Genomic DNA, 9,680 nt, shown 5'->3' with positions numbered 1-9,680 from the left:
CCGGTCCCTCCCCCCAACAATCTTTTGATTTCCCTGGGGGGCTCATGTGTTTAAAAAAACCCACACAAACCCAATAAAACCCCACCCCCCCCCACGGGCTCTTGTCGAATCGATTCGATGAAGCGACGGACAGACCCGATACGGGCGGACAGGAGCGATCATGGCCACGATCAAGGACGTTGCCGAACGAGCCGGCGTGGCGCCGAGCACCGTCTCGTACGTCCTGAGCGGTGCGCGCAAGGTCTCCGAAGACACCCGGCAGGCCGTTCACGCGGCCATCGAGGAGCTCGGATATCACCCGCGTGCCAGCGCCCGTACCCTGCGCAGCGCCCGCACCCGGGTACTCGCCTTGGCTGTACCGCGCGTGGCCGGCGAGTACCGTGCGATCGACGGCAGGTTCGCCGTCGACGTCACCGACGCCGCCCGCGTCCACGACCACGACGTGCTCCTGATCACCGACGCGGATGGCATCGGCGGACTTCGTCGGGTGGCGCGCAGCGGACTCGCGGACGCGGCAGTGCTGATGGCGGTCGAGGAGCGCGACCCTCGTATCGAGGTCCTGCACGAGCTGGGCTTCCCCGCGGCACTGCTCGGCCACGACGGTCAAGCCACGCTTCCCTCGACCGATCTCGACTGGGAAGCCGCCGTCGCCCTCGCCCTGCTTGAGACGGCGACGGCCGGCCACCGCCGGATCGTGTTCCTGTCCTCGGCCGAGCACGAAATCGCCGCTCGCCGCGGTTACGCGCTGCGTGGCCTCGACGGCGCCCAGCGCGCGGCGCTCGAAGCCGGTGTGGATGTGCGCGTGGTCTCCTCCCACCGGAACCCGACCGTGCTCGGGCGCCGGCTGCGCGAGGCGCTGAGCGCCAGTCCCGCGCCGACCGCCCTGGTCGTCCAGCATCTGATCCTCCTCCCCCACCTGCTGGACGCGGTGACTTCAGCAGAGCGGCGGATCCCCGAGGATCTGTCTGTCGTCCTCGTCGGCAGCCTTCCCGACGAACTGGGCGTCCGGCATCTGCCACGGATCGATCTGCCCGTCGCCGAGATGTCCGCGACCGTGACCCGACTGGCCATCGAGGCGGTCGAACTCGGCCACAGCGATCCAAAGCCGTCCACTTCCCCACGACACACGAAGGCACGCACCTCGCACACCTCCGCCGCGACGTCGCACCACCCGATCGAGCCGCGCATGGCCGGGCCCGCGATCGCCCCGCCGCCGAGCGACTGAGCAGGACAGTGCTGCGCCTACGGCACGGACCGGACGCTCCGGCCCGCGCCGGGCCACTGCGTGTCCAGAGCCGCACATGTAAGGGAGAACGAACATGCCGTCCGTAGCAGGACGCATCAGAGCAAGATTCTCGAGAGCCACAGGCGGACGCATCCCCGCGTTCGCGGCGGCCCTCGCGTGCGCCACAGGCGCTTTGGGCCTGACCGGGTGCGCCGCAGAGCCGGACCCGGGCACCGTCACCGTGCTCAACTCGGCGACCGACACCGCGGAGCACGCCGCCAACCAGCGCTTCTTCGACCGGTGTGCCAAGCCGCTGGGCGTGCGGGTCGAGCAGATCAGCGTGCCCGCCGACCAAGTCGCTTCGAAGGCGTTGCGGATGGCATCGTCCCACTCGCTGACCGACATCCTGGAACTGGATGGCTCGGAGCTGCCGCAGTTCGCCGAGACCGACGGACTGCGCCCGCTGAAGGAAGCCGGCGTCGACACGTCCGGCTTCTCCGCGAGCGCTACCTCTCTCGGCTCGTACGACGGTGTTCAGTACGGCATCGCCCGTTCCGTCAACTCCCTCGCGCTCATCTACAACACCAAGCTCCTCAAGGATGCAGGCATCGCGCCGCCCCGCACCTGGGCTGATCTGCGGGAGGCGGCGAAGAAGCTGACCGCGGGCGACACCTACGGCATGGCCTTCAGCGCAAGCCCCAACGCAGATGGCGTGTACCAGTTCCTGCCGTTCTTCTGGTCCGCCGGCGGCGACGAGGCACATCTCGACAACGGCAAGGGCGAAGCCGCGCTCCGGCTCTGGAAGGACCTGGAGACGGACGGCTCCGCCTCGAAGTCGGTCGTCAACTGGAACCAGCAGGACGTCAACGACCAGTTCGTGGCGGGTCGCGCAGCCATGATGATCAACGGCCCGTGGCAAGTGCCGGTCCTCAGCGCCCAGAAGAAGGTCACCTGGGCGGTTGCGAGCATCCCGGTTCCCGAAGCAGGAAAGGCCGCCGTACCACCCATCGGCGGCACCGTCATGGCCATACCGAAGAACGACGACCCGGCCCGCGAGAAAAAGGCCGGCAAGCTGCTCAACTGCCTCAACTCCAGTCAGAACCAGCTCCAGTGGGGTGAGTCGGTGAACAACGTACCCACGCGCGCTGCGGCCGCCCAAGCGTACGCAGCCCAAAATCCGAAACTTGCCGCATTCGCCGATCTGGTCACCACGGCCCGCTCACGCACCGCGGAGGTCGGCACCCGGTGGCCCGCTGTCGGTGACGCGCTCGCCGGCGCCTTCCAATCCGTGCTGACCGGGCGTACCAGCCCGGAAAGTGCCCTGCACCGGGCGCAGCAGCAGGTTTCGGCAGGGAAGTGAGACGGCAGACATGAGCACCATTACCTCGATTGCGCCCGCCACCGCCACGCGCGACAGACACACGAGCGTGCGCAGGACGCCCAGACGTCGGCGGCTGCTGGGCGGACTCTTCGTGGCACCGGCACTCGCCTACATGGGTCTGTTCTTCGGCTATCCGCTCGTCCACAACATCGTGATGAGCTTCCAGCACTACACGCCGAAGACGTACTTCACGGGCGAGGCCCCATTCAACGGCCTCGACAACTGGCGGGCTGTTTTCTCCAATGAGCTGTTCCGCGACGCCCTGTGGCACACCGTGGTCTTCACCGTCGGCTCCCTGCTGGGACAGTTCACCATCGGTCTTGCCCTCGCCGTCTTCTTCTCCCGGCGCTTCAGGCTCTCCGGTCTCGTCCGCGCCGTGCTGCTGCTGCCCTGGCTCGTCCCCATGGTGGTGTCCGCCGTCGTCTGGCGCCGCATCCTCGACCAGGAGCACGGCATGCTCAACACCGCGCTGCACGCGGTCGGCCTGGTGCCCGCGGACGGGGTCCCATGGCTGAACAGTCCGGGTGTCGCGCTCCTGTCGGCGATCATGGTCAACATATGGATCGGTATCCCGTTCAACATGGTGATCCTCTACGGCGGGCTCCAGGAGATACCCCGTGACGTGTACGAGGCCGCGGCGCTCGACGGCTCCGGCGCATGGCGCACGTTCCGCAGCATCACCCTGCCGATGCTCCGGCCGGTGATCACCGTCGTGCTGGTCCTGGGCTTCATGTCGACGGTGAAGATCCTCGACCTGATCCTCGCCCTCACCTCCGGGGGACCCGCGGACTCGACACAGACGCTGGGCACGGTCACGTACCAGCTCTCCTTCCTGCAGCTCGACTTCGGCCAGGGCGCCGTGGTGGGCAATGTCCTGATCCTCATCAGTGCGGCCTTTGCCCTGCTGTACCTGCGAGCCAACCGTGCCGAATTCAGTAAGGGGAAGTGACCGACGATGAAGCAGTCCACGAACCAGCCGGTCAACCGGAGCACCCGATCCGCCCGCCTGCGCTCGGCCTGGAACACCGCCGCCGCGCTGCTGATCCTCGCCGTTCTGCTCTTCCCGGTGTACTGGATGCTCAACACCGCACTCCAGCCCGATTCAAGCATCGCCGCCACCCAGTGGTTCCCCACGTCGCCCAGTCTGAAGAACTTCGACACAGCGATCAGTACTCAGGGCCGCTCTCTGCTGACCAGCCTCGGTGTCGCGCTGGGCGCTGTCGTCGTCTGCCTGGCTCTGGCCGCGCCCGCAGCGTATGGACTGGCCCGGTTCGGCCTGCGCGGGAGCCAGGGCGTCGTCTTCGCCACGCTCATCACCCAGATGGTGCCGGGCATCGTCATCGCCAATGCCATGTACAGCGCGTACGCGGAGCTGGGACTGGTCAACTCCTACCTGGGTCTCGTCTTCGCGGACGCCTCGCTCGGTCTGCCGTTCGCGATCGTGCTGCTGCGGGCCTTCATGGTTTCGATCCCCGGTGAGGTGGTGGAGGCCGCGATGGTGGACGGGGCGAACCGGTTCACCGCGTTCGTCCGCATCGTGCTGCCGATGAGTCGCAACGCGCTCATCACGGCGGGACTGTTCACTTTTCTCTTTGCCTGGTCGGACTTCATTTTCGCCCTGACGCTCAACACCACGGACGACGTCAGGCCGATCACGCTCGGCATCTACGAGTTCGTGGGCGCGCACGTCAGCGACTGGGGCGCGGTGATGGCGACCGCCGTGCTCTCCGCGGTGCCGGCCGCAGTACTACTCGTCGTCGCACAGAAGTACATCGCCGCCGGTATCACCGGCGGATCGGTCAAGTAGGCGGGCTTCCCTGTGAGTGTTTCCGAGTTGCCCGAGTCCGGCTTCCCCGACGGCTTCGTCTTCGGGGCTGCCACGGCCAGTTATCAGATCGAAGGCGCCTACGACACGGACGGCAGAGGCCTGTCCATCTGGGACACCTTCAGCCGCGAACTCGGTCGCGTCGCCCGTGGCGCCACCGGTGACGTCGCCTGCGACCACTACAACCGGTACCGCGAGGACGTCGCCCTCCTGCGCGCTCTGGGCGTGGACAGCTACCGCTTCTCCATCGCCTGGCCGCGTGTCCAGCCGACCGGTTCGGGCCCGGCGAACACGGCGGGACTGGACTTCTACGACCGGCTCGTCGATGAACTGCTGGCCGCCGGGATCTCCCCGGCCGCCACGCTCTACCACTGGGACCTGCCGCAGACGCTCGAGGACCAAGGCGGCTGGCGGGTGCGCGCGACCGCGGAGCGCTTCGCCGAGTACACGGCGATCGCGGCGGACCGGCTCGCGGACCGAGTGGATCGCTGGATCACCCTGAACGAGCCGTTCTGCAGCGCTTTCGTCGGCTACGCGGCCGGCGGCCACGCGCCAGGAGCCCGCGAGGGCCGCGGCGCGCTCGCTGCCGCCCACCATCTGCTCGTCGGCCACGGACTCGCCGTGCGTGCACTGCGCGCTGCGGGCGCCAAGGAGGTCGGGATCACTCTCAATCCCGACAGGTTGCTGCCGGCCACGCAGTCGCCGGCCGACCTGGCCGCCGTGCGCCGGGCCGAGACGCTGCACAACGAGGTTTGGTTCGAGCCGCTGTTCGCCGGGCGCTACCCACGTCATGAGGTCGAGACCTGGGGCGAACTCGTGATGGAGGCCGACGGGACGTACCGGCGCGCGGGCGATCTCGACCTCATCGGCGTTCCCCTCGACTTCGTCGGCATCAACTACTACCGGCCGATCACCGTCGCCGACGCCCCGTACGACGACCCGGACCCGGTTTCACGCACGGCCGTCGACATCCGGGCGGTGGAGACATGGCGCGACGACGTGCGGCACACCACCATGGGCTGGCCCGTCGTCCCGCATACCTTCACGGACTTGCTGGTCGACCTCGCCGACCGCTATCCCGAGCTGCCGCCGGTGTTGATCACCGAGAACGGCTCGGCCGAAGCCGACACCGTCGACGCCGACGGCCGCGTCCGTGACACCGACCGGATCGCGTACCTCCGCAGCCATCTGGATGCTCTCGCGGCCGCCATGCAGGCGGGGGTGGACGTCCGCGGCTACTACGTGTGGTCGCTACTGGACAACTTCGAGTGGGCCCGCGGCTATGACCAGCGCTTCGGCATCGTCCGAGTCGACTACGACACGCAACAGCGGATCCCTAAAGACAGCTACCACTGGTACCGGCGGCTGATCGCCGCACACCGTGCACGCCGGCCAGCCTCCCGCACCACCCAAGGCTCCGGCACAGGAGCCGGTCCCCAGCGCCACGCCCCGTTCCACTCCGGCCGGGACTTGCATGACCTGTAGACCACACCTCAACCGCCTGGTCCCGGGCCGGCGATGACCGCCGCCCCTGCGGCAGGCACGTCGCGACGGGCGGGCGGCCATTCCTCACGAGACACCGACAACCGGTCTCGCAGCACCAGGTCCTCGCGGACCATCAACCCTTTCCGAGGAACACCCGATGAAGTTCACCGACGGCTACTGGCTGATGCGTGACGGCGTTCATGCGTCGTACGCGGCGGAGGTCGCCGACGTCCATGTCAGCGACGACCGGTTCACCCTCTACGCGGCCGTGCGCCATGTGACCGACCGCGGACACACCCTCAACAGCCCGCTGCTGACGGTCGAATGCTGGTCGCCGGCCGAGGGCGTGATCGGTATCCGCTGCACCCATCACGCGGGCGCCGCCGAGCGTGGCCCCGACTTCACGGTGCACGGCGAGCCCGGGCACGTCGCCAAGGTCACCCAGGACGGCGCGCTGTTGCACCTTACGACCGGTGACCTGTCCCTGCGCGTGGACACCTCGGCCGCCTGGCGGCTCGACTTCACCGCTGGTGGACAGGTCCTGACCTCCGCCGAGGCCCGGGGCACCGGCTTCGTGCTCACCGATGACGGCGCCCACCACTCGCTGGCCCAACTCTCCCTCGGCGTCGGCGAGCTGGTGTACGGGCTCGGCGAGCGCTTCACGCCATTCGTGAAGAACGGTCAGAGTGTCGACATCTGGCAAGCCGACGGTGGCACGGCGAGCGAGCAGGCCTATAAGAACGTGCCGTTCCATCTGACCAACCGGGGATACGGTGTGTTCGTCAACCACCCGGGCAGGGTCGGCTACGAGATCGGCTCCGAAGCCGTCGGCCGTGTGCAGTTCAGCGTCGAGGACCAGTCGCTGGAGTACTTCGTCATCCACGGCCCGACGCCCAAGGAGATCCTGAACCGCTACACGGCCCTGACCGGCCGCCCGGCACTGCCGCCTGCCTGGTCGTTCGGTCTGTGGCTGTCGACGTCGTTCACGACCTCGTACGACGAGGAGACGGTGAGCCGCTTCGTTCGCGGGATGGCCGACCGCGACATCCCCCTCGGCGTCTTCCACTTCGACTGCTTCTGGATGCGCGAGTACCAGTGGTGCGACTTCGTCTGGGACCCGGATGTCTTCCCGGACCCGGAGGGCATGCTGCGCCGACTGAAAGAGGAGCACGACCTGCGTGTCTCCGTGTGGATCAACCCCTACATCGCTCAGAAGTCCCCGCTGTTCGCTGAGGCTGGGCGTCTGGGCTATCTGGTGCGCAAGGCCAATGGCGACGTGTGGCAGTGGGACCTGTGGCAGGCAGGCATGGCTCTGGTCGACTTCACCAATCCGGACGCTCGCCAGTGGTACGCGGACAAGCTGCGGGTTTTGGCCGCGCAGGGCGTCGACTGCTTCAAGACCGACTTCGGCGAGCGGGTCCCGACCGACGTGGTCTGGCACGACGGCTCCGACCCGGAGCGCATGCACAACTACTACACGCAGCTCTACAACCAGACCGTGTTCGACGTGCTGACAGAAGTCAGGGGCGCGGGCGAGGCCGTGCTCTTCGCCCGGTCAGCGACGGCGGGCGGCCAGCAGTTTCCCGTCCACTGGGGCGGCGACTGCGAGTCCCACTTCGGTGCCATGGCCGAGTCGCTGCGCGGCGGACTCTCACTGGGCCTGTCCGGATTCGCCTTCTGGAGCCACGACATCGGCGGATTCGAAGGCACACCGACACCCGAGGTGTTCAAGCGATGGGTGCAGTTCGGGCTGCTGTCGTCGCACAGCCGGCTGCACGGCAGCAAGTCGTACCGGGTGCCGTGGGACTACGACGAGGAGGCGGTGGCGGTCACACGCGACTTTACGCGCCTGAAGCACCGGCTGATGCCCTACCTGTTCCGCGCAGCCCAGCAGGCCGCCGAGAACGGAACTCCGATGATGCGCGCCATGATGCTGGAGTTTCCCGACGACCCGGCCTGCCACACCCTGGACCGGCAATACATGCTGGGCGGCGATCTACTCGTCGCGCCCGTCTTCTCCGCCGACGGCACGGTCGAGTACTACGTGCCCGCGGGTACTTGGACCCATGTGCTGTCGGGCGAGAAGATCCAGGGTCCCGGGTGGCGACGTGAGCGGTACGGCTTCGACAGCCTGCCACTGCTCGCCCGCCCCGGGTCGGTCGTGCCGTTCGGCGCGAGCGACGACTCTGCCGTCTACGACTGGGCGGACGGTGTGACGCTGCGCGTCCACGCGCCGGTCGACGGCGTGACGACGGTGACCGGGATCCCCTCCCCGGACGGTTCGGCGGACGCCGTCTTCCGTACCCGCCGGGAGGGCGATGTGCTCACCGTCGAAGCGGAGAGGGCTCCGGGGGCGTGGCGGGTTCTTCTGCTCGGCTCACAGGCTCGGCTCGACTCCGGGTCGCCGGCGTCCGCTGCTTCGACCGGACTCGGCACGCTTCTCAGCATTCCGTCGGGGACGACAGGCATTTCGGTACGCCTCGCAGCGGGCTGCTAGGAGAGTCCAGGCCGCTCGATCCAGGCACGCGTCCGGGGCCGGCGAAGTATCGGCTCGCTACGCCCAGCTGCTCGCGGAAGCACGGTTGAGGTACTGCACCTGGCGAGGCCTCCGTACGTGACGACACACGAGGCGTCCTCGAGAGAACCGGTCGTGGCGCCCGGTGTGCGTCTTCGTTCGGTGTATGAGGCGGAAGGCCTCACGGGTGCGGTGCAGCTGCGGACGGCGTTGCGGGGAACGGCGGAAGGAGGGTGCCTGCTGCCGTGCCTGCCGGCGAAGCTGATGGTCTTCGACCGCACGGTGGCCTTGCGTCCGACGATGCGCACGGCTGCCGGTAAGCGACGACCAGCCGACGGCGGCATCGCTCGTGATCCAATCCCCGCACTGCTGAAGGCACTTGCCGCATTGTTCGAAGCGGTGTGGCTGCGGGCGGCCCCCACTTCACTGAGAGCCGACACGACCGGCCGGTGCCGGACGGAGATGCGCCCCCCACGCGTATCGACGAGCGGACACGGGACATCCTTCGGCCGATCGCAACCGGCATGAAGGACGTTGCCACCGGGCGCGCCCTGGGGGTGAGCCGCCGCACCGTGCAGAAACACGTCAGCAACGCGGGCGCGGCCCTGGGGTCGACGACACGTTTTCAGAAAGGTCTGCCGGCCGCGCAGCTGGGGTGGCTTGGACCGCGTACACATCGCAATGCCGCCAACGGCTGATGACATGAAACACGTGTCCACACCCTGCACTTGCAGTCAAGTAACATGTGTGAGCCACAGCAAACATGTATCACTGGCAAGGGAAAGCAACGTGAACTCATACGCAATACGTGCGACTTCGATGTTCGACGGCCACGGTATGTCCGGTCCCACAACGATCACGGTCACTGACGGCGTCATCAGCGACGTGCACACCACGGGCGAGACATCCGTACGTGTCGACAACGATGTCGACCTCGGCCCGGACTCCTGTCTCCTGCCGGGCCTGATAGACAGCCACGTCCACCTCGCCTTCAACGCCGGTCCTGATCCGGTTGCCGCGCTCGCGGAAACCGACGACACCGAGCTGCTGACACAGATGAGGGCCGCCGCTCACGCAGTGCTCCAGGCCGGGATCACCACCGTTCGGGACCTGGGCGACCGGAACTATCTGGCTCTCGCGCTCGCCGAGGAGTTCAGGCAGCAGCCGCACACTGGACCTCAGATCCTTTCCGCCGGACCGCCGCTTACTACGCCTGGTGGACACTGCCACTTCTTCGGCGGCGAGGTAC

General features: G+C 67.7%; 8 protein-coding genes. All 8 read left to right on the top strand.

The window, feature by feature from the left end:
* Positions 1-160 precede the first annotated feature (160 nt).
* The gene (locus ACFW2E_RS21300) at positions 161-1,225 is read left to right on the top strand and encodes a LacI family DNA-binding transcriptional regulator (protein WP_384468637.1); all 1,065 of its coding nucleotides are present in this window, start codon (positions 161-163) and stop codon (positions 1,223-1,225) included.
* A 94-nt stretch (positions 1,226-1,319) separates the two neighbouring features.
* The gene (locus ACFW2E_RS21295; protein WP_384468636.1) at positions 1,320-2,585 is read left to right on the top strand and encodes an ABC transporter substrate-binding protein; all 1,266 of its coding nucleotides are present in this window, start codon (positions 1,320-1,322) and stop codon (positions 2,583-2,585) included.
* 10 nt (positions 2,586-2,595) lie between these two features.
* Entirely contained in the window at positions 2,596-3,555 is a 960-nt protein-coding gene (locus tag ACFW2E_RS21290) for a carbohydrate ABC transporter permease (RefSeq protein WP_384468635.1), read from the top strand.
* Between the two features lie 6 nt (positions 3,556-3,561).
* On the top strand, positions 3,562-4,413 hold the full coding sequence (locus ACFW2E_RS21285; RefSeq protein WP_384468634.1) for a carbohydrate ABC transporter permease: 852 nt from the start codon (positions 3,562-3,564) through the stop codon (positions 4,411-4,413).
* Positions 4,414-4,425: 12 nt separating this feature from the next.
* A complete protein-coding gene (locus ACFW2E_RS21280; protein WP_384468633.1) occupies positions 4,426-5,916 on the top strand; it encodes a GH1 family beta-glucosidase in 1,491 nt (496 codons plus the stop codon).
* A 157-nt stretch (positions 5,917-6,073) separates the two neighbouring features.
* Positions 6,074-8,413, top strand: coding sequence for an alpha-xylosidase (gene yicI / locus ACFW2E_RS21275; protein WP_384468632.1), 2,340 nt, complete (start codon positions 6,074-6,076; stop codon positions 8,411-8,413).
* A 542-nt stretch (positions 8,414-8,955) separates the two neighbouring features.
* Complete coding sequence (locus tag ACFW2E_RS21270; RefSeq protein WP_384468631.1) at positions 8,956-9,129, top strand: hypothetical protein; 174 nt, start codon at positions 8,956-8,958, stop codon at positions 9,127-9,129.
* A 49-nt stretch (positions 9,130-9,178) separates the two neighbouring features.
* Positions 9,179-9,680 (top strand): amidohydrolase family protein (locus tag ACFW2E_RS21265; protein WP_384468630.1); only part of this gene is annotated, 502 nt, incomplete at its 3' end.

The sequence above is a fragment of the Streptomyces sp. NPDC058964 genome, assembly GCF_042741275.1.
Classification (GTDB): Bacteria; Actinomycetota; Actinomycetes; order Streptomycetales; family Streptomycetaceae; genus Streptomyces.
This window is presented reverse-complemented; position numbering and strand designations above follow the sequence as displayed.

Bases quoted from the DNA above. Each gene is read 5' to 3' on its own strand.
- ACFW2E_RS21300 (WP_384468637.1), top strand. From the start codon at position 161: ATGGCCACGATCAAGGACGTTGCCGAACGAGCCGGCGTGGCGCCGAGC.
- ACFW2E_RS21295 (WP_384468636.1), top strand. From the start codon at position 1,320: ATGCCGTCCGTAGCAGGACGCATCAGAGCAAGATTCTCGAGAGCCACA.
- ACFW2E_RS21290 (WP_384468635.1), top strand. From the start codon at position 2,596: ATGAGCACCATTACCTCGATTGCGCCCGCCACCGCCACGCGCGACAGA.
- ACFW2E_RS21285 (WP_384468634.1), top strand. From the start codon at position 3,562: ATGAAGCAGTCCACGAACCAGCCGGTCAACCGGAGCACCCGATCCGCC.
- yicI (WP_384468632.1), top strand. From the start codon at position 6,074: ATGAAGTTCACCGACGGCTACTGGCTGATGCGTGACGGCGTTCATGCG.
- ACFW2E_RS21270 (WP_384468631.1), top strand. From the start codon at position 8,956: ATGAAGGACGTTGCCACCGGGCGCGCCCTGGGGGTGAGCCGCCGCACC.